Origin of the sequence: Paracoccus versutus, from assembly GCF_000763885.1 — a bacterium.
Taxonomy (GTDB): Bacteria; Pseudomonadota; Alphaproteobacteria; order Rhodobacterales; family Rhodobacteraceae; genus Paracoccus; species Paracoccus versutus.
Genome location: NZ_JRKO01000040.1, coordinates 24,877 through 45,157 on the forward strand (window position 1 = coordinate 24,877; position 20,281 = coordinate 45,157).

19 protein-coding genes are annotated in these 20,281 nt (G+C 68.7%); 16 read left to right on the top strand and 3 right to left on the bottom strand.

What is annotated here, in order from left to right:
* Nucleotides 1–2: 2 nt before the first annotated feature.
* The gene (locus IT40_RS17660) at nucleotides 3–1,295 is read right to left on the bottom strand and encodes an AI-2E family transporter (protein ID WP_243700203.1); all 1,293 of its coding nucleotides are present in this window, start codon (nucleotides 1,293–1,295) and stop codon (nucleotides 3–5) included.
* A gap of 140 nt (nucleotides 1,296–1,435) precedes the next feature.
* Here IT40_RS17660 and proS point away from each other — a divergent pair, with 140 nt between their 5' ends.
* From proS to mnhG, 16 genes are all read left to right on the top strand, one after another.
* Complete coding sequence (gene proS, locus IT40_RS17665; RefSeq protein WP_036757920.1) at nucleotides 1,436–2,788, top strand: proline--tRNA ligase; 1,353 nt, start codon at nucleotides 1,436–1,438, stop codon at nucleotides 2,786–2,788.
* Between the two features lie 225 nt (nucleotides 2,789–3,013).
* Nucleotides 3,014–4,138, top strand: coding sequence for a GDP-mannose 4,6-dehydratase (gmd, locus tag IT40_RS17670; protein ID WP_208021353.1), 1,125 nt, complete (start codon nucleotides 3,014–3,016; stop codon nucleotides 4,136–4,138).
* Entirely contained in the window at nucleotides 4,139–5,062 is a 924-nt protein-coding gene (locus tag IT40_RS17675) for a GDP-L-fucose synthase family protein (protein ID WP_036757922.1), read from the top strand. It abuts the gene before it with no gap.
* Nucleotides 5,059–6,228, top strand: coding sequence for a DegT/DnrJ/EryC1/StrS family aminotransferase (locus IT40_RS17680; protein WP_036757924.1), 1,170 nt, complete (start codon nucleotides 5,059–5,061; stop codon nucleotides 6,226–6,228). The genes IT40_RS17675 and IT40_RS17680 overlap by 4 nt, the downstream gene beginning before the upstream one ends.
* A 68-nt stretch (nucleotides 6,229–6,296) precedes the next feature.
* Nucleotides 6,297–7,463 (top strand): SGNH/GDSL hydrolase family protein, encoded by a 1,167-nt coding sequence (locus IT40_RS17685; protein ID WP_036757926.1) that lies wholly within the window; start codon nucleotides 6,297–6,299, stop codon nucleotides 7,461–7,463.
* A gap of 73 nt (nucleotides 7,464–7,536) precedes the next feature.
* Complete coding sequence (locus tag IT40_RS17690) at nucleotides 7,537–8,589, top strand: glycosyltransferase family 61 protein (RefSeq protein WP_036757927.1); 1,053 nt, start codon at nucleotides 7,537–7,539, stop codon at nucleotides 8,587–8,589.
* Nucleotides 8,590–8,689: 100 nt separating this feature from the next.
* Nucleotides 8,690–9,226, top strand: a complete 537-nt coding sequence (locus IT40_RS17695; protein ID WP_240540440.1) for a serine O-acetyltransferase — start codon at nucleotides 8,690–8,692, stop codon at nucleotides 9,224–9,226.
* Nucleotides 9,219–10,790: an AMP-binding protein gene (locus IT40_RS17700; RefSeq protein WP_036757929.1), complete on the top strand. Its 1,572-nt coding sequence runs from the start codon at nucleotides 9,219–9,221 to the stop codon at nucleotides 10,788–10,790. The genes IT40_RS17695 and IT40_RS17700 overlap by 8 nt, the downstream gene beginning before the upstream one ends.
* 19 nt (nucleotides 10,791–10,809) lie before the next feature.
* Nucleotides 10,810–11,046, top strand: coding sequence for an acyl carrier protein (locus IT40_RS17705; protein ID WP_036757930.1), 237 nt, complete (start codon nucleotides 10,810–10,812; stop codon nucleotides 11,044–11,046).
* Nucleotides 11,039–12,265, top strand: a complete 1,227-nt coding sequence (locus IT40_RS17710; protein ID WP_243700202.1) for a type III PLP-dependent enzyme — start codon at nucleotides 11,039–11,041, stop codon at nucleotides 12,263–12,265. The genes IT40_RS17705 and IT40_RS17710 overlap by 8 nt, the downstream gene beginning before the upstream one ends.
* Nucleotides 12,266–12,411: 146 nt before the next feature.
* Complete coding sequence (locus tag IT40_RS17715) at nucleotides 12,412–15,291, top strand: monovalent cation/H+ antiporter subunit A (protein ID WP_036757933.1); 2,880 nt, start codon at nucleotides 12,412–12,414, stop codon at nucleotides 15,289–15,291.
* Entirely contained in the window at nucleotides 15,291–15,635 is a 345-nt protein-coding gene (locus tag IT40_RS17720) for a Na+/H+ antiporter subunit C (protein WP_036757935.1), read from the top strand. Before IT40_RS17715 ends, IT40_RS17720 begins: the two co-directional genes overlap by 1 nt.
* Nucleotides 15,635–17,380, top strand: a complete 1,746-nt coding sequence (locus tag IT40_RS17725) for a monovalent cation/H+ antiporter subunit D (RefSeq protein WP_052096111.1) — start codon at nucleotides 15,635–15,637, stop codon at nucleotides 17,378–17,380. Before IT40_RS17720 ends, IT40_RS17725 begins: the two co-directional genes overlap by 1 nt.
* On the top strand, nucleotides 17,377–17,865 hold the full coding sequence (locus IT40_RS17730; protein WP_036757937.1) for a Na+/H+ antiporter subunit E: 489 nt from the start codon (nucleotides 17,377–17,379) through the stop codon (nucleotides 17,863–17,865). Before IT40_RS17725 ends, IT40_RS17730 begins: the two co-directional genes overlap by 4 nt.
* Nucleotides 17,862–18,143: a K+/H+ antiporter subunit F gene (locus IT40_RS17735; RefSeq protein ID WP_036757939.1), complete on the top strand. Its 282-nt coding sequence runs from the start codon at nucleotides 17,862–17,864 to the stop codon at nucleotides 18,141–18,143. Before IT40_RS17730 ends, IT40_RS17735 begins: the two co-directional genes overlap by 4 nt.
* The gene (gene mnhG / locus IT40_RS17740) at nucleotides 18,140–18,553 is read left to right on the top strand and encodes a monovalent cation/H(+) antiporter subunit G (protein WP_036757941.1); all 414 of its coding nucleotides are present in this window, start codon (nucleotides 18,140–18,142) and stop codon (nucleotides 18,551–18,553) included. Before IT40_RS17735 ends, mnhG begins: the two co-directional genes overlap by 4 nt.
* Here the strand turns inward: mnhG and aroB are convergent.
* Both aroB and IT40_RS17750 read right to left on the bottom strand, forming a co-directional pair.
* Nucleotides 18,550–19,653 carry a 3-dehydroquinate synthase gene (gene aroB / locus IT40_RS17745; RefSeq protein WP_036757942.1) on the bottom strand — a complete coding sequence of 368 codons (1,104 nt, stop codon included), beginning with the start codon at nucleotides 19,651–19,653 and terminating at the stop codon, nucleotides 18,550–18,552. The two genes, mnhG and aroB, sit on opposite strands and share 4 nt — an antisense overlap.
* Nucleotides 19,650–20,186, bottom strand: a complete 537-nt coding sequence (locus IT40_RS17750; protein ID WP_036757944.1) for a shikimate kinase — start codon at nucleotides 20,184–20,186, stop codon at nucleotides 19,650–19,652. The genes aroB and IT40_RS17750 overlap by 4 nt, the downstream gene beginning before the upstream one ends.
* Nucleotides 20,187–20,281: the final 95 nt, after the last annotated feature.

The window sequence follows — 20,281 nt, forward strand, 5'->3', positions numbered from 1 at the left end:
GTTCAGCGGTCCTTGCCGCGCAGGTGGTCGCGCGTCTCGGCCCACAGATCGGAGGGCGAAGGCGGGCCCTCGGCATCGGGAACCTCGCCGGCCTGCTGGCGGTGCTGGTGTTCCTCCAGCAGATGCGCCAGATGCTCGTCGCGCTGGATCTGCGCCACGGCCACGTCGCGCGACATCTGCGCCAGCTGGCGCGCGCGCTCGGTCGTGCCGCGCGGCACCAGCTCGACCATGGTCGGCGGCGCGGGGGGCGAGGGCACCTCGCGCCCGGTATAGAGCGCGCTTTCCTTGTAGCGGGCGACGGCAAAGCGGACCAGCACCCCCAGCGCCGCCGCCGCCGGCACGGCGATGAGCAGGCCGACGAAGCCGAAGAGCGTGCCGAAGACGGTCAGGGCCAGCATCAGCCAGACCGGATGCAGCCCGACATGGCCGCCGACGATCTTGGGTTGCAGGTAGTTGCCCTCGACGATCTGGCCCAGGACGAAGACCGCGATCACCGCGCCGATCCAGACCGGCTCGCCCCAGAAGGAGAACAGCGCGACGCCGATGGCGGTGGCGCCGCCGACCAGCACGCCGACATAGGGGATGAAGGACAACGAGGCGGCGATCACCCCGATCGCGATGCCGAAGGGCAGGCCGATCAGCGCCAGGCAGACCGAATAGAAGGTGCCCAGGATCAGGATCACCATGCCCTGCCCGCGCACGAATCCCGACAGCGCCGCGTCGATCTCGTGTCCCAGCCGGCGGATGGTGCCGGCATGCTGGCGCGGCAGAAGCTCGTCCAGCCGGTCGACCATGTTGTCCCAGTCGAGCAGCAGGTAGAAGGCGACGACCGGCACGATCACGATCAGCATGACCATGCTGACCACGCCCATGACCGAGCCCAGCACGGTGCTGACCAGCTGCCCGCCCCGCTCGCTGATCTGCTGGCCCATGTTGGCAAGCGCGCTGTTGACCGGGCTGCCCTCGGTGAAGATCTCGGGGAACCGGGTCATCAGGAACTGCTGGAGGCGCTGGAACATCTCGGGCGCGGTCTCGATCAGCGCGGTGGTCTGGCGCACCAGCACCGGCACCAGCAGCAGAAACAGCGCCACCACCAGCAAGAGCCCGCAAAGCGTGATGATGACCACCGAGGCGGTGCGCGACAGGCCCAGCCGCTCGAGCCGGTCGGCCAGGGGATCGAAGAGATAGGCCACGGCCGCGCCCATGATGAAGGGCGTGACGGCATTGCCCACCCCCCAAAGCGCCAACAGCAGCACGGCCAGCGCGCCGCCCCAATACAGGATCTGTTTCTGCACCGGCAATTGCATGGGTCTCGTCGCTCCCGTCCCCGCGTTCGGCTTCCTATGTGGACGGTCGCGGCGCGGCTTGCAAGGAAGGGCGTTGCCCCGCTATCCGCGATCCGCTAACCCGTGCCGGCCATCATGAGGATTTCGCCATGCGTCTGTCGCGCTATTTCATGCCCGTCCTGAAGGAAGACCCCAAAGAGGCCCAGATCGTCAGCCACCGGCTGATGCTGCGCGCCGGCATGATCAAGCAGCAGGCGGCCGGCATCTATTCCTGGCTGCCGCTGGGCTTCAAGGTGCTGCGCCGCATCGAGCAGATCGTGCATGAGGAACAGGCCCGCGCCGGCCATATCGCCATGCTGATGCCGACGCTGCAGCCCGCCGACCTGTGGCGCGAAAGCGGCCGCTACGACGATTACGGCGAAGAGATGCTGCGCATCCGCGACCGCCACAAGCGCGACCTGCTTTACGGGCCCACGAACGAGGAGATGATCACCGACATCTTCCGCAGCCATGTGAACAGCTACAAGGACCTGCCGCTGACGCTGTATCACATCCAGTGGAAGTTCCGCGACGAGATCCGCCCCCGCTTCGGCGTCATGCGCGGGCGCGAGTTCCTGATGAAGGACGGCTACAATTTCGACCTGACCAAGGAAGACGCGCTGCATGCCTATAACCGGCACCTGGTCAGCTATCTGCGCAGCTACGAGCGCATGGGCCTGCAGGCGATCCCGATGCGCGCCGACGGCGGGCCGATCGGCGGCGACTATACGCATGAGTTCCTGGTGCTGGCCGAGACCGGCGAGTCGGAAGTGTTCTACGACAGCGAGATCACCGACCTGAAATTCGGCGATCGCGCCATCGACTACGACGATGTCGCGCAATGCCAGGCCGTGCTGGAGGAATTCACCAGCCGCTATGCCCGCACCGACGAGACCCATGACGCGGCGCTGTTCGAGCAGGTCCCCGAGGCGCGGCGGCGCCAGGCCCGCGGCATCGAGGTCGGGCAGATCTTCTATTTCGGCACCAAGTATTCCGAGCCGATGGGCGCCACCGTGGTCGGCCCCGACGGCGCACGCGTGCCGGTTCACATGGGCTCGCACGGGATCGGCGTCAGCCGCCTTCTGGGCGCGATCATCGAGGCCAGCCATGACGACAAGGGCATCGTCTGGCCCGAGGGGGTGACGCCCTTCCATGCCGGGATCGTCAACCTCAAACAGGGCGACGCCTCGACCGACGGCGCCTGCGAGGCGCTTTACGCCGAGCTGAAGGCGCAGGGGCTGGACCCGCTCTACGACGACCGCGACGAGCGGGCGGGGGCGAAATTCGCCACCATGGACCTGATCGGCCTGCCCTGGCGCATCACCGTCGGGCCGCGCGGGCTGGCGGCGAACAAGGTCGAGCTGACCTCGCGCCGCAGCGGCGAATCGATCGAGGTCTCGCCGCAGGAGGCGGTGGCGCGGCTGAAGGATATCTACCAGCCGGTCTTCGACGCCGCGAAATAGGGCCGCGAAATAGGCGCGGCCGCGCCCGGCGGGACGGTTGCCTGGGTATTTGGGCAACGGAGAAACATGGCGGGGGGCGCCCAGGCGGCGCCCTTTGCCCAGGCGGCTTGGCCGCATGTGTGTCTGGTGAACGCAACGCCCCTGCCCTGCGCGCGGTGCCGGCGGGGCCGGGCGGCGCGGGTCTTGTCGTGGTTGTTGTTGTCGTGGTTCAAGAGTGGGCGGTTCATGGTGAAGAAGGCGCTGATTACCGGGGTCACGGGTCAGGACGGATCCTACCTGGCCGAGTTCCTGCTGGAAAAGGGCTATGAGGTGCATGGCATCAAGCGCCGCGCCTCGAGCTTCAACACCCGGCGCGTCGATCACATCTTCCAGGATCCGCACGAGGTCGCGCCGCGCTTCCTGCTGCATTACGGCGACCTGGGCGATGCCTCGAACCTGACCCGGATCATGGCCGAGGTGCGGCCGGACGAGGTCTATAACCTGGGCGCGCAATCCCATGTCGCGGTCAGCTTCGAGGCGCCGGAATATACCGCCGATGTCGATGCGCTGGGGACGCTGCGGCTGCTGGAGGCGATCCGCTTCCTGGGGCTGGAGCGGGCGACGCGGTTCTACCAGGCGTCGAGTTCCGAGCTTTACGGGCTGGTGCGCGAGACGCCGCAGACCGAACGCACGCCCTTTCACCCGCGCAGCCCCTATGCCGTGGCCAAGCTCTATGCCTATTGGATCACGGTGAACTATCGCGAGGCCTATGGGCTTTTCGCCTGCAACGGCATCCTGTTCAACCACGAGAGCCCGCGCCGCGGCGAGACCTTCGTCACCCGCAAGATCACCCGCGGGCTGGCCAACCTGGCCCAGGGGATCGGCGGCTGCCTTTATCTGGGCAACCTGGACGCGCTGCGCGACTGGGGCCATGCCCGCGACTACGTGCGCATGCAATGGCTGATGCTGCAAAGCGATGCACCCGACGATTACGTCATCGCCACCGGCGAGCAGCATTCCGTGCGCCAGTTCCTGACCTGGGCCGCCGCGGAGCTGGGCATCGCGCTGGAATTTCGCGGCTCGGGCCTCGAGGAATTCGCCCTGGTCGCCTCGGTCGCGGGCGAGCGGGCGCCGGCCTTGCGTCCCGGCGACGTGGTGATGCGGGTCGATCCGCGGTATTTCCGCCCGGCCGAGGTGGCCAGCCTGCTGGGCGATGCCGGCAAGGCGCATCGCCGGCTGGGCTGGCGCCCCCGGACCGGGCTGCGCGAGATGATCGCCGAGATGGTCGCCGCCGACCTGCGGGCGGCGCGGCAGCATGCGCTGCTCCGGCGGCATGGGCTGGGTCCGGCCGTCGCGGGAGAGGTGGGATAGATGGCGCGGCTCTTCGTCACCGGCGGCCATGGCATGGTGGGGTCGAACCTGCGCGCCCATCCCGGCATCGCCGCCTGGCAGGTGCTGGCGCCTGCCCGCGCCGAGCTGGACCTGTGCGACGCGGTCGCGCTGCGGGACTGGCTGGCGCGGCATCGTCCCGACGCCGTGGTCCATGCCGCGGGCGTCGTCGGCGGCATCCAGGCCAACATGGCCGAGCCGTTGCGGTATCTGGCCGAGAACGCCCGCATCGGGCTGAACCTGATCACCGCCTGCCGCGAGATCGGCGTTCCGGTGCTGCTGAACCTGAGTTCGAGCTGCGTCTATCCGCGCGACCTGCACCGCGACCTGGCCGAGGAACAGATCCTGACCGGCCCGCTCGAGCCCAGCAACGAGGGCTATGCCCTGGCCAAGATCATGGCGATGCGGCTGGTGGACCATGCCTGCCGCGAGAACCCCGCCTTGCAATGGCGCACGCTGATCCCCTGCAACCTCTACGGCCCCTTCGACACGTTCGACCCAGGGCGGTCGCATCTGCTGCCGGCGATCATCCACAAGATCCACCGCGCCAGGATCGAGGGCCGCGACCGGGTCGAGATCTGGGGCGACGGCCAGGCCCGGCGCGAGTTCATGCATGCGAGCGACCTGGCGGATGCGATCCTGCGCGCGCTGGCCGATCCCTCGGCCGTGCCGGCGGTGATGAACGTCGGGCCGGGGGTGGATCACGCGATCGAGGATTATTACCGCCTCGTGGCCGGGGTGGTGGGCTGGCAGGGCCGCTTTGTCCACGACCTGGGCAAGCCCGTGGGCATGCGGCGCAAGCTTCTGTCCGTGGCGCGGCAGGCGGCCTGGGGCTGGGCGCCGCGGATCGGCCTGGCCGAGGGCGTCGCCGCCACCTATGCCTGGTATCTGGAGCAGCAGCCATGAACCGCTTTCCCCTGGCAAGCTCCAGCTGGGACGAAGCCGAGCGGGACGCCCTGCAGCGGGTGATCGCCTCGGACCGCTTTACCATGGGCCCCGAGGTCGCGGCCTTCGAGGCCGAGTTCGCCCGCTTCGCCGGCAGCCGCCATGCGGTGATGGTCAATTCGGGCTCATCGGCCAATCTCGCCATGGTGGCCGCGCTGCGCTACCGGCAAGACCCGGCATCGCGGCTGATGCAGGGCGACCAGGTGATCGTGCCGGCGGTGTCCTGGTCCACCAGCTTCTTTCCGCTGCACCAATACGGGCTGCACCTGAAATTCGTGGACATCGACCGCGAGACGCTGAACTACGACCTTGCCGCGCTGGCCGCGGCCATCGACGACCGGACCCGCGCCGTCATGGCGGTGAACCTGCTGGGCAATCCCAACGATTTCGACGCGATCCGTTCGCTGATCGGCACCCGCCGCATCCTGCTGATCGAGGATAATTGCGAATCCATGGGCGCGACCTTCGCCGGGCGCCAGGCCGGCACCTTCGGGGTGATGGGGACGTTCTCGACTTTCTTCTCGCACCACATCTCGACCATGGAGGGCGGGCTGGTCGTCACCAACGACGAAGAGCTTTACCACATCCTGCTGGCGCTGCGGGCGCATGGCTGGACGCGCGACCTGCCCAGATGGAACCGCGTGACCGGCGAGAAGGGCGAGGATCCCTTCGAGGAAAGCTTTCGCTTCGTCCTGCCCGGCTACAACCTGCGCCCGCTGGAGATGTCGGGCGCCCTGGGCCGGGCGCAGCTGGAAAAGCTGCCGCGGCTGGTCGCGGCGCGGCGCGAGAACGGCGCGCGCTGGGTCGAGGCGATGGCCGATCACCCGCTGTTCCGCATCCAGCGCGAGATCGGCGAAAGCAGCTGGTTCGGCTTTGCGCTGGTGCTGCGCCCCGAATGCAGGCTCGGCCGGCGCGAGGTCCTGGCAGGGCTCGGCGCGCTGGGATTCGAGACCCGGCCCATCGTCAGCGGCAATTTCACCGGCAATCCCGTGCTGCGGCTGATGGACCACAGCCTGCACGGGCCGATGACCCATGCGGACGAGATCGACCGCAACGGCTTTTTCATCGGCAACCACCCCCATGACATGCGGGACGCGATCCGAATCCTGGCCCGATTCCGCGGCTGAGCGGCTGGCCGCTGGACTTGCCGGCCCGGCTTGGTCAGGATCGGCGCCGGGGTTTCGGGTGGGCGGTCATGGGTGCAGTCTGGACAAGGCGGATCGGCGCGGCGGTCCTGGTCGTCGCCCTGGGCGCGGGGGCCGCTTTCCTGGCCTGGCCCGAACCGCCGCGCCCGGCGACGCCGGTGCCGGCGCTGAGCCTGGCCGGGGACGCGGGATTCCAGGCGGAACTCGGCCCACCGCGGCCCGGATGGACCGCCCTGCCCGCCCAGGCGACGGGGCGCGCGGCCGCTGATCCCTCGGGCCTGGGCTATCGCCATGAATGGCCGGGCTTTCACGCCTCGGCGCGGTTTCAGGGCACCGGGATCGTGCTGCGATTCGACGATGCGCTCAATCGCTGGCGCGTGACGCTGGACGGCAAGGCGGTCGAGGTCTCGCGCCCCGGCCGGCAGGATCTGCATATCCGCGGCCTTGCGCCCGGCCCGCATCAGATCCGCGCCGAGAAGATCAGCGAATCGAGCGGCCCGGCGCTTTTCGGCGGCTTCTTCCTGGACGATTCGGCCCAGGCGCTGCCGCCGCCCGATCCGGCGCCGCGGCTGATCGAGTTCATCGGCGATTCCGACACCGTCGGCTTTGCCAATACCGCCAGCCGCCGCGATTGCGAGGCTGAGGAGATCTATGCCGCGACCGACACCAGCCGCAGCTTCGGCCCGCAGGTCGCGGCGGCGCTGGGTGCGGATTACCGCATCGTCGCGCGCTCGGGCATCGGGCTTTTGCGCAACTACGGCGGCGCCGAGCCCGACCGCACCATGGACCGGCTTTATCCCCTGGCCCTGCCGGGACAGCCGGATGCGCCGGCCCTGCCGGAGCGCAAGGCGGACATCGTCGTCATCGGGCTGGGCTCGAACGTGTTCGGCTCGGAACTCGCCCCCGGCGAACGCTGGAGCGACAAGGGCCAGCTGCGCCACGAGTTCGGCCCGGCGCTGGCCGATTTCGCCGCCGCCCGCGCGCAGGAAAACCCCGGCGCGACCCTGGTGCTGCTGGCCTTCGGCGAATACGGGCCCGAACTGGTCGAGGCGCATCGGACCGCCTCGGCTCTGCTGGACGGCCGGGGCCTGGCCAATCGCCTGGTCGTCCTGGGCGATCCGCGGCGCAACGCCTGCCTGTGGCACCCCTCGGCCGAGGATCACGCGATGATCGCGCAGGCGCTGGTCGCGGCGCTGAAAGGGCCGGGTCCGAACTGAACGGCGCATTCTGTCTCTTGCGCCCGCCGCCGCGCGACCGCACACTCCTCCCGACCCTGCCAGCCGAGCCGCCATGCATTCCCTCAGACCGACCCATAACCGCCTGCGCCGCCTTGCCGGCCTGGGCCCCGCGGATTTCTTTGCCACCGCCGTCGAGCGATGGGAGATCTGCCCGGCCGAGGTGGGCGAGGTCATGCCGGGCATCTGGCTGCCCGACCAGGTCGAGCATATCTCGCGCACCGAGTTCGGTTCCCTGCCCAACATCCTTGAACAGATGCAGGGCAATCCGGCCGAGCAGATTCCGCCCACCCTGGGCTATCGCTTCCGCGACGTGGATTTCGTCGATGGCGTGCTGCATGCGCGCGGGGCCGAACGCCACCTGCGCCAGCACAAGCGCTCGGGCCTGGGCTATGCCCGGCCGCGCGAAAACCTGACGGGGGCGCTTTACGAAAGCTGGATCGGCAACCGCTGGTTCGGCAACTGGCTGCTGAACGACTGCCTTGCCTATCGCCTGGCCGAAGAGGCGGGGGCGCCGGTGACCTCCGCCCCGCTGCGCGGCGGCCATATCGCGCGCTACGAGGAATTGCTGGGCATGGCGCCCCGGCGCATCGGCGACGTGCATTTCGACGAGTTGGTCCTGTTCGACGACCTGCAAAGCAACAGCCACCGCCGCGGCCGCGCGCAGCGCAACCGCGCGCTGGTCCTTCAGGGGCGGGCGCTGGAGCCCCTGCCCGGCGTCTTCATCTTCCGCGGCGCCAGCGGCGATGCCCGCATCCTGGAGAACGAGGCCGAGATCGCCGAGCGGCTCGAGGTCGAATACGGCTTTCGCACGCTCTACATCGACCGCCACAACGCCGACGAACTGGCCCAGGCTGCCGGCGCGGCGCGGATCGTGGCGGGGGTCGAGGGCAGCCAGCTTGCCCATGGCGTCATCGCCATGGCGCCGGGCGGCACGGTGCTGACCCTGCAGCCGGCGGACCGGGTGACGACCTCGCTCAAGCTGCTGACGGATTGCTGGCAGCAGCATTACGCCATGGTGGTGGGGTCGGGCACCGCCCGCGGCTACCGGGTGGAATGGGACCAGATCCGGCGCACGCTCGACCTGATCGCGGCGCAAACCGCCTGAAACCCGTCCTAACAGTCAGGTTGAGTTTGCCGCGAGACATCGGAATATGGGGGCGGGCGAGCTTTATTTCCCGCCGAAGTGATTAAGCAAGTGCATGGTGATGTTCGAAACTCTCCGGGATGACTACAAAAGACACGGCCGTTCGCTGACCGAGCCCGCCTTCGTCTCGCTAGCCGTCTATCGCTATGGCCGCTGGGCCATCGGGCTGAAGAACCCGCTGCTGCGCTGGCTGGCCGGCAAGCCCTATGCGCTGATGCGGATCCTGATCCTGAACGTGACCAAGGTCTGGATCCCGCCGCAGGTGCGGCTGGGGCGCGACTTCCACATCATCCATGCCGAGGGCTCGCTGTCGATCCATCCCGACGTGGTGATCGGCGACCGCTGCGGGGTGATGCACAACGTCACCATCGGCACCAACATGGGCCCCGGCGCGCCGGTGATCGGCGATGATGTGTTCATCGGGGTGAATTCCTGCGTGCTGGGGCCGATCACCATCGGCGACCGGGTGCGGATCGGCGCCAATACCGCGGTGACGACCAACGTGCCGCCGGATTCGGTGGTCATCGGCTCGCCCGCCAAGATCTATCCCAGCCTGCCGATCTTTGCCGCCAAGAAGAAGGCCCCCGAGCATGAGTGACGATTTCGACCGCAGCATGTGGCGCCTTCTGGCCGACAACCTGCCCGCCCGCGCCGACAAGATCGCCGCGGTGGACCAGGGCCGCTCGGTCAGCTACGCCGAACTCGCGGCCGAGGCGGGGCGCGTGGCCGACTGGCTGGTCGGGCGCGGCATCCGCCCCGGCGACCGGGTGATCGTGCATCTGCGCAAGGGCATCGACGAGGTCGCGGCCATGTTCGGCGCCTGGAAGATGGGCGCCGTGGTCATCAACGTGAACATCCGCTGGACGCCCGCGCAGCTGGCCTATGTCGCCCGCGACAGCCGGGCGCGCGCGGCGATCCTGCCCCGCAACGCGCTGGAGGCGCTGGTGGGCGAACATGCCTTGCCCGAGGGCACGGCCTATCTTGTTCAGGGCAAGGCCGAGGGCCTTGTCCAGGGCGCGGACCCCTGGGGGGCGCTTGGCGCCGACCGGGCTTCCGCGCCCGACGAATCCGACCCGCGCGGGTTGGCGATGATCATCTACACCTCGGGCTCGACCGGCGCGCCCAAGGGGGTGATGCTCAGCCATCGCAACATCCGCGTGGGCGCCATCTCGGTCGCGGACTACCTGGGGCTGGACGAAAGCGACCGGCTGCTTTCGGTGCTGCCCTACAGTTTCGACGCCGGGCTGAACCAGCTGACCACCATGCTGCTGACCGGCGGGACGGTGGTCCACCAGCCGCTGACCATGCCGGCCGAGATCATCCGCATGGCCAAGGCCGAATCGGTGACGGGGATCGCCGGGGTGCCGCCCTTGTGGAACCAGATCGTGCGGCTGCTGGTGGACCGGCCGACCGAACTGCCGGCGCTGCGGCGCATCACCAACACCGGCGGCAAGATCCCCCCGAACATCCTGGAACTGCTGCCGCAGGTGTTTCCGGGCGTCGACATCTACCTGATGTATGGGCTGACCGAGGCGTTCCGCTCGACCTATCTGCCGCCGGCGAAATTCGCGGCCAAGATGGGCTCGATCGGCCGGCAGATCCCGAATGCGCAGGTCTTTGCCATCAAGCATGGCGAGGGCATCGCCGGCCCCGGCGAACAGGGCGAGCTGGTCCATGCCGGGCCGCTGGTCAGCATGGGCTATTGGGAAAAGCCCGAGGTGACGGCGCAGAAGATCCGCCCCTGCCCCGAGCTTGCGCACCTGCTGGGCGACGAGCCGGTGGTCTGGTCGGGCGACCTGGTGCGCGTGGACGAGGACGGCGACCTGTGGTTCGTCAGCCGCATGGACGAGATGATCAAGACCCTGGGCTTCCGCCTGTCGCCGACCGAGGTCGAGGATGCGATCTCGCAAAGCGGGCTTGTCACCGACGTGGTGGCCTTCGGGGTCGAGGATGCCGACCTGGGCCAGGCGGTTCACGCGGTCGTGACCTATCTGCCGCAGGGCGACGAGGTCGCGCTGGCCGCGCATTGCGCCCGCGCCATGCCCCATTACATGCGTCCCCAGCGCTATCATTCCTGGCAAGGCGCCATGCCGCGGACCGCCAGCGGCAAGCTGGACCGCCCCGCCATCATCTCGGCCGCCAGGGCCGCATCGCAGAACTGACCAGAAAGGCATTGAATCCATGAGCCTGAGCAAGGACGAACTGTTCCGCTATATCCGCGCCGAACTGAACATCGACACGCCGCTGGACGGCGATACCGAGCTTTTCTCGACCGGGATGCTGGATTCGGTGGCGATGGTCGGGCTGATCTCCTTCGTCGAGCAGCATGCTGGGGTGCGGGTGCAGCCGGGCGACGTGACGCTGGAGAATTTCGACACGGTGGACGCCATCCTGGCCTATGTGCAGACCCTTGACTGACCTCGACCGCCACCTGTCCGAGGCCGCGGCGCGCTTCGGCACGCCCTGCTATGTCTATGCCACCGACCTGGTCGAGGAACGGCTGGCGCATCTGCGCGCGCATCTGGGGCGCTGGTTCGCCGTCAGCTTCGCGGTCAAGAGCAATCCGAACCCCGCGCTGCTGGGCTGGATGCGGGACCGGCTGGACTGCCTCGACATCTCCTCGGGGGGCGAGCTGGCGCTGGCGCGCGAGGCGGGCTGGGATGCGGGCCGGATCAGCTTCACCGGCCCGGCCAAGCGCGAGGCGGAGCTGCGCGCCGCCACCCAGGCGGGCCTGGGCGAGCTGGTGCTGGAAAGCCTGCGCGAGGCGCGGCTGGCCGATGCCGTCGCGGCCGAGCTGGGCCTCGTCCAGCCGGTGCTGGTCCGCCTGGCGCCCTCGCGCGTGCCCAAGGGTTTCGGCGACCAGATGGCCGGCCGGCCCAGCCCCTTCGGCGTCGATGTCGAGGACGCGGCCGAGATCCTGCCGCAGATCGCCGCCCTGCCGAACCTGCGCGTCATCGGGCTGCACATCTATTCCGGCACGCAATGCCTCAAGCCCGAGGCGATCTGCGAGAACTGGCGCATCTTCATGCAGGTCTTTTCCGAGACCTGCGCCGCGTTGGACCTGCGCCCGGAAAAGCTGATCTTCGGCGCCGGGCTCGGCATCCCCTATCACCCCGGCGACGGTGCGCTGGACCTTGCCGCCATCGCCGCCGAGATCGGCCCCGAACTCGACGCCTTCGCCGCGCGCTTTCCCGCGACGCGGCTGGTGCTGGAGCTGGGCCGCTACCTGGTCGGGCCGGCGGGCTGGTTCGTGACCCGCGTCGTCTCGGTCAAGCAGTCGCGCGGCAGCCGAATCGCCATCTGCGACGGCGGGCTGAACGCCAACCTGGCGGCCTCGGGCAATTTCGGCATGGTGCTGCGGCGCAATTACGTCATGCACCGCGTCGGCGGCGACGAGGGCTGCACCCGCCCCGAGGAAAGGCAGGACATATCCGGCCCGCTCTGCACCTCGATCGACAAGCTGGGCGGCGGCGTCGCCCTGCCCAGGCTGGAGGAAGGCGACCTGATCGCCATCCATGCCTGCGGCGCCTATGGGCCGACTGCCAGCCCGCTGCATTTCATCAGCCATCCCATGCCGGCCGAGGTGCTGCTGACCGGCGGGCAGATGCGCGACGCGACCCGGATCCGCGGCGGCTGAGGCCCGGCCGCCGCCCCATTTCCGGGCAAGCGATAAAATATTTCTGATCTTGGATTTTTGCGTCGTTTTTATCGACCGGGTCGGTTGTGTTTTCCGCGGCTGCGCGTCTATTATCTGCGCACAGCCCGAACCGGAAAAGGAACACGATGGTCGAACAGAACCTGTTGCTCTTGCTTGTTCTGACGCCATTCGTGTCGGCCGCCCTGGCGGCCACACTTCCCATCCGGGCGCGCAACGCCGAAGCCTGGCTCGCCGGGCTGACGATGATCGTCGCGCTGGTGATCCTGGGCGTGCTCTACCCCGCCCTGACCGAGGGGCAAAGCATCACCGGCACCTTCCGCTGGGTCAGCTCCATCGGGCTTGACCTGACCTTCCGCATCGACGGGTTTTCCTGGCTGTTCATGGTGCTGGTGGCGGGAATCGGCTTCCTCGTCATCCTTTATGCGCGCTACTACATGTCGCCCGACGACCCGGTGCCGCGGCTCTATTCCAGCCTGCTGGCCTTTTGCGGCGCCATGTCGGGGCTGCTGCTGTCGGGCAACATCATCATGCTGGTGGTGTTCTGGGAACTGACCAGCATCGTGTCGTTCCTGCTGATCGGCTATTGGTTCCAGAGGCAGGACGCACGCGACGGCGCGCGGATGTCGCTGATCGTGACCGCCTCGGGCGGGCTGTGCCTGATGGTGGCGATGATCATCCTGGGCCAGATCGCCGGCAGCTACGAGCTGGACGCCGTGCTCAAGGCCGGGCCGCAGATCACCAGCCACCGGCTTTATCCGGTGGTGCTGATCCTGTTCGTGCTGGGCGCCTTTACCAAATCGGCGCAATTCCCGTTCCATTTCTGGCTGCCCAATGCCATGGCGGCGCCGACGCCGGTCTCGGCCTATCTGCATTCGGCGACCATGGTGAAGGCCGGGGTCTTCGTGCTGCTGCGCTTCCACCCGGCGCTGGGGGGCACGGATGCCTGGTTCCAGATCGTGACCGGCATCGGCATGACCACGCTGCTGCTGGGGGCGGTGGTGGCGCTGTTCCGCCACGACCTGAAGGGGCTCTTGGCCTATTCCACCATCAGCCACCTGGGGCTGATCACGGCGCTGGCCGGGATCGGCAGCCCCTTTGCGCTGATCGCCGCCGTGTTCCACATCGTCAACCACGCCGTCTTCAAGGCCTCGCTGTTCATGGCCGCCGGCATCATCGACCACGAGACCGGCACCCGCGACATGCGCCGCCTGTCGGGCCTGGCGCGGGTCATGCCGGTGACGGCGATGCTGGCGATCATCGCCTCGGGGGCGATGGCGGGGGTGCCGCTGCTGAACGGGTTCCTGTCCAAGGAGATGTTCTTCGAGGCGACCTATGTCTGGAACAACGGCGGCTCGCTGGACAATTTCGCGCCCTATGTCGCGGTGCTGGCCGGGGCGTTCAGCGCCGCCTATTCGCTGCGCTTCATCGTCACCGTGTTCTTCGGCCCGCCCGCCACCGACCTGCCGCAGGAACCGCATGAGCCGCCCTTGCTGATGCGCCTGCCGGTGGCGATCCTGGTGGCGATCTGCCTGGCGGTCGGCATGTTCCCGCAGCAGGTGCTGGGCACCTGGCTGCAGACCGCCAGCATGGCCGTGGTCGGCCCGGAACTGCCGCATTTCAGCCTCAAGATCTGGCACGGCGTCAACCCGCCCCTGATCATGAGCCTGATCGCCATGTCGCTGGGCGCGCTGATCTACCTGCTGCCGCGCCGGCTGATCGATTCGGGCGAGGACGGCACGCGGCTGATGCGGCGGCTGGACTTTGCCCGCGGCTTCGACTGGCTGCTGCAGGTCTTTACCATCCGGCTGCCTCGCTTTGCGCTGCGGGTGCTGTCGGCGAACGGGCTTCAGTCGCAATTGCGCGCCATGGTGCTTTTGTCGCTGGCCGGGGCCTGGTTCGTGCTGCGCCGGCTGGACTGGAACGTGCCCATGCCGGAACTGGGCGCAAGCGAGCTGGTCTTTGCCCTGCTGTGGCTGGTCGGCGGCACCTGCGCCGTCGGCGCCGCCTGGCAGGCCAAGTATCACCGTTTCGCGGCGCTGGTGCTGATGGGCGGGGCGGGGCTGGTGACTTGCGCCACCTTCGTCTGGCTGTCGGCGCCCGACCTGGCCGTGACCCAGCTGCTGGTCGAGATCGCCACCACCGCGCTTCTGCTCCTGGGCCTGCGCTGGCTGCCCAAGCGCGACCAGGAGATCCCCGGCGACAACAACCTGACCGCCCGTTCGCGCCGGGCGCGCGACCTGCTGATCGCACTGGCCTGCGGCACGGGCATGACCGCGCTGGCGCTGGCGGTGCTGCTGACCCCGCCCGGCACCTCGCTGGGCGACTGGTTCCTGCGCAACGCCTATGTCGAGGGCGGCGGCACCAATGTCGTCAACGTCATCCTGGTGGATTTCCGCGCCTTCGACACCTTCGGCGAGATCACCGTCCTCGCCGTCGTCGGGCTGACCGTCTATGCGCTGCTGCGCCGCTTCCGCCCCGCGCCCGAAAGCGTCGAGCGCCCGCGCCCGCAGCTCGATGCCGAGGAGCAGGCGCTGGAGGCCTATCTCTTCGTGCCTTCGGTGCTGATGCAATGGATGTTCGCGCCGATCATCGCGCTGGCGGCCTATCTGTTCTTCCGCGGCCACGACCTGCCGGGCGGGGGCTTCGCCGCCGGCGTCACCCTGGCCGTGGGCCTGCTCTTGCAATATGTCGCCGCCAATGTGCGCTGGGTCGAGGCGCGGATCACCGTGCTGCCGATGCGCTGGATGGCGGCGGGGCTGACCACCTCGGCGGCGGTCGGGGCGGGATCGTGGATCTTCGGCTATCCCTTCCTCAGCGCGCATGCGCAATATCTCGAGTTCCCGGTCATCGGCAAGGTGCCCTTCTCGACCGCGATGCTGTTCGATTTCGGCGTGTTCTCGACCGTGCTGGGCGCCATCGTGCTGATGCTGATCGCCATTGCCCACCAGTCGCTGCGCGTCGCCCCGCGCGCCCGCGCGCCCGAAACCGACGAGGAGACGCGCTGATGGAACTGATCCTTGCCCTGGCCATCGGCATCCTGGTCGGCTCCGGCGTCTGGCTGCTGCTGCGGCCGCGGTCCTACCAGGTCATCATCGGCCTTTGCCTGCTGGCCTATGGCGTCAACCTGTTCATCTTTGCCATGGGCCGGCTTTACGTCGGCGCCGCGCCGATCATGCCCAAGGGCGGCTTCGTCGATCCGACCGCCTATGCCGACCCGGTGCCGCAGGCGCTGGTGCTGACCGCCATCGTCATCAGCTTCGCCACCACGGCGCTGTTCCTGGTGCTGATGATCGCCTCGCGCGGGGCCACCGGCACCGACCACGTGGACGGCAGGGAGCGTCATCCATGATGAACGATGCGGCCATGCCCGACCATTTGATGATCGCGCCGATCCTGATCCCGCTGGTGGCCGGCGCGCTCATGCTGTTTTACAGCGACCGCAACCGGCAGACCAAGCTGATCATGGGGCTGGTGGCGGTGGGGCTGACCTTCCTGGCCTCGGTCGAGTTGATGGCCGACGTCAAATCCGCGACCGAACAGGGCGGCACCGTGGTCGGGCTTTACCGGCTGGGCGACTGGCCGGTGCCGATCGGCATCGTGCTGGTGCTGGACCGGCTTTCGGCGATGATGGTGATGCTGACGGCGCTTCTGGCCGCGCCCTCGCTGATCTATGCCGCCGCCGGCTGGCACGGCAAGGGCCAGCATTACCACAGCATGTTCCAGTTCCTGCTGGCGGGGGTGAACGGCTCGTTCCTGACCGGCGACCTGTTCAACCTGTTCGTGTTCTTCGAGGTGATGCTCGCGGCCTCATACGGGCTGATGCTGCACGGCTCGGGGCCCGAGCGGATCAAGGCCGGGCTGCATTACCTGGCGGTGAACCTGGCGGCCTCGCTGTTCTTCCTGATCGGGGTGGCGCTGGTCTATGGCACCACCGGCACGCTGAACATGGCCGACATCGGCCGCGCGCTCTATTGGCTCGACGATGCCGAGCGGCTGCTGTTCCACGCCGCGGCGACCTTCCTGGGGCTGGCCTTCCTGATCAAGGCGGCGGCCTGGCCCCTGTGCTTCTGGCTGCCGCCGACCTATGGCGCCGCCTCGCCGCCCGCCGCCGCGATCATGGCGATCATGACCAAGGTCGGCATCTATGTCATCCTGCGGCTGTCGCTTCTGGTGCTGGGACCGGATGCCGGGCCCTCGGCGGGCTTCGGCGCCTCGGTGCTGATGATCGGCGGGGTGGTGACGATGGCATTCGGCATGATCGGCATCCTCGGCACGCCGGAACTGGTGCGCAAGGGCGGCTATCTGGCGATCATCTCGTCGGGGACGGTGCTGGCCGCGATCGGCTTTGCCCAGGCGGGGGGCGGCAGCTCCATGCTGGGCGGCGCGCTTTACTACATGGTGGGCTCGACCGCGGCCATCTCGGCCTTCTTCCTGATCGCCGAGCCGGTCAGCCGCAACGACGAGGGCGACGACGACGCCCCGGCCGAGGACGACGGCTTCGACCCGCTGTCGGAACGCTGGGCGCCGATGGGGCTGGGCACGGTCGAGGACACCACCGCCCCCGCCAGCCAGCGCACCGTCAGCTGGCTGACCATGGCGATCTGCTTCGGCCTGGTCGCGGCGATGATCGCCGGCCTGCCGCCGATGCCCGGCTTCATCGGCAAGTTCGCCATCCTGCGCGGCGCGGTGCAGGACAACCTGCCCGCCTCGGGCCACCTGCCGGTCATCCTGTGGGCCTATGCCGCCATGCTGATCCTGTCGGGGCTGGGGGCGCTGATCGCGCTGATGCGCTTCGGCATCCGCCGCTTCTGGGCCGAGGAAGGCCCGACCCCGCGCATCCTGGCGCTGGAGGTGGTGCCGGTGGTCATGCTGCTGGGCATGATCGGCCTGCAGACCGTGCGCTCGGACGCGCTTCTGGGCTATACCAGCGCCACGGCCGACGCGCTGCTGGAGCCGCGCGTCTATCGCAGCGCGGTGCTGGCCGAGGCGCAGGACGTGCGCGCCGCGCCGGTGCAGAGCCTGAGCCCCGATCCGCTGCCCGAGCCTGAGGCCGAAGCCGAGCCCGAAAACGGGCCAGAGGAGGGCGCGCAATGAGCCGCTTCGTCCCCCATCCCGTGCTTTCGGCCGTGCTGGTGCTGATGTGGCTGTTCCTGACCGCCTTCACCCCCGGCCACCTGCTGCTCGGCACGCTGATCGCGCTGGGGGCGGGCTGGTCGGTCGAGCACTTGCATCCGCCCAAGCCGGTCTTCCGGCGCTGGCTGGCGATCCCCAAGCTGATGGCGGTGGTGGCGCTGGACATCCTGCGCTCCAACATCGCCGTGGCGCGGGTGCTGATCCTGGGCCCCGACCATCCGAAATACCATTCGGGCTTCGTCGAGCTGACGCTGCGCTTGCGCGATCCCAATGCGCTGGCGGTGCTGGCGATCATCCTGACCGGCACCCCCGGCACCGCCTGGATCGAATTCGACCAGGAGGAAGGCCGGCTGCTGCTGCATGTCCTCGACCTGCGCAGCGACGACGACTGGCAAAGCCTGATCCGCGACCGCTACGAGGCGCTGCTCATGGAGATATTCGAATGACGGCCGAGATCCTGCGATTCGCCCTGGGCTATGCCCAGATCGCCCTGATCCTGGCCCTGGGGCTGGCCTGCTGGCGGATGCTGCGCGGGCCGCGGGCGCAGGACCGCGTTCTGGCGCTCGACACGATGTACAGCATCGCCATGCTGCTGTTTCTGGTCATCGGCATGGGCAACGGCAATGTCTTCTTCTTCGAGGGCGCGCTGGTCATCGCCGTGCTGGGCTTTGTCACCACGGTCTGCGCCGCCAAGTTCCTGATGCGGGGCGAGGTGATCGAATGATGCATCTGGAGCAACTGCCGCCCTGGGCCGCCGTCATCATCGCGCTGTTCGTGGTGGTCGGCGCCTCGCTGACGCTGCTGGGCGGGGTCGGCCTGGTGCGGCTGAAAAGCTTCTACCAGCGGCTGCACGCGCCGACGCTGGGCTACAGCTATGGCACGCTGCTGATCATCCTGGCCTCGATGCTGATGTTCTCGCTGGCCGAGGGGCGCGTGGTGGTGCATGAGCTGATGATCGGCATCTTCATCATGGTCACGACGCCGATCACGCTGTTGATGCTGGGCCGGGCGGCGCTGCGCCGCGACCGCGACCGCAAGCTGGGCCATGACGAGGTGGTGCCGCCCCGCATCCGCAGCACCGAGCCCCCCGCCGAGACCGAGACCGAATCCGAGACCGGCGATCCGCAGCCCTAGCGCGATTGCGCCAGCACCTGCCGCAGCAGGGCGGGGTCGACCGCATCGGTGACGAAGGCCTGGCCGATGCCGCGCGCCAGGACGAAGCGCAGCTTGCCGTCCTGCACCTTCTTGTCCTGCGCCATCAGCCCGATCAGCGCCTCGTCGTCGGGCAGCTCGCCCGGAATGTCGGCGATGCGCGCCGGCATGCCCATGGCGGCGAAATGCGCCGCCACCCGCGACGGCGCCTCCTGGCTGCACAGGCCCAGCTTGGCCGAAAGCTCGAAGGCCAGCGCGCAGCCGATCGCCACCCCCTCGCCATGCAGCAGCCGGTCGGAATAGCCGGTGGCCGATTCCAGCGCATGGCCGAAGGTATGGCCCAGGTTCAGCAGCGCGCGCTCGCCCTGCTCGGTCTCGTCGCGCTGCACGATGCCGGCCTTCATCGCCACCGAATGGCGCACGGCGCGCAGCCGCCGCGCCGGGTCGGCCGCCAGCCCGCCGGCATTGGCTTCCAGCCATTCGAAGAAGCCCTCGTCGCCCAGCAGCCCGTATTTCGCCACCTCGCCATAGCCGGCGCGGAAATCGCGCGGCGTCAGGGTGGTCAGCACGTCGATGTCGGCCAGCACCAGCGCCGGCTGGTGGAAGGCGCCGATCAGGTTCTTGCCCTGCGGGCTGTTGATCCCGGTCTTGCCGCCGACCGAACTGTCCACCTGCGCCAGCAGCGTCGTCGGGATCTGCACGAAGCGCACGCCGCGGCGCAGGATCGCGGCGGCAAAGCCCGCCAGGTCGCCGATCACCCCGCCGCCAAGGGCGATCACCAGGTCGTTGCGCTCGATCCGCTGGGCCAGCAGCCATTCCACGGCGCGGCCCAGCTCGGCCCAGCATTTCGTCGCCTCGCCGGCGGGCAGGGCCAGCGCCGGAGCCTCGATCCCCTGCCGGGCCAGCGCCTCGCGCAGCGCCGGCAGGTGCAGCGCCGCCACCGTCTCGTCGGTCAGGACGGCGACGCGGCGGCGGCCGGCCAGCGCGACGATCTCTTCGCCCGCGCGGGCCAGCAGGCCCTGGCCGATGCGCACGTCATAGGAACGCGCGCCCAGGTCGACATGGACGGTTTCGATGCTCATTTGCCCTCCAGGATCGCCGGATCATGCGCGCGGATCGCGTCCAGCACGCGGTCCGCCGTCTGTTCGATGCTGTCGCCGCGCTGCGCGGGGACGCGGATGTCGGCCTGCGCATAGACCGGGCTGCGCTCGGCCAGCAGCCGCTCCAGCGTGCCGCGCGGGTCGGGGGTCTGCAGCAGCGGCCGCGTCGGCCGGTGCCGGACCCGGTGCCAGAGCGTCTCCAGGTCGCAGTCGAGCCAGACCGAGACCCCCTCTTCGCCGATGCGGGCGCGGTTCTCGGGGCGCAGCCAGGCGCCGCCGCCGGTCGAGACCACGCCCGGCCCCGAGGCCAGCACCCGGCCCAGCACCTCTGATTCGCGGGCGCGAAAGAAGTCCTCGCCGTCGCGGGCAAAGATTTCCGGGATGGTCATGGCGGCCGCGCGCTCGATCTCGGCATCGGTATCCGAGAACGGCCTGCGCAACCGGCGCGCAAGTTCGCCCCCGATCGCGGTCTTGCCCGCCCCCATCATTCCGATCAGCACGATGTTACGCCGCATCACCACCCGGATCCCGCCTCTTGCAACCGGACAGACTGATGGCGTGATCTTTCGGGAAATGCCATATATATTTCGCAAGAACCGGCGACAGACCG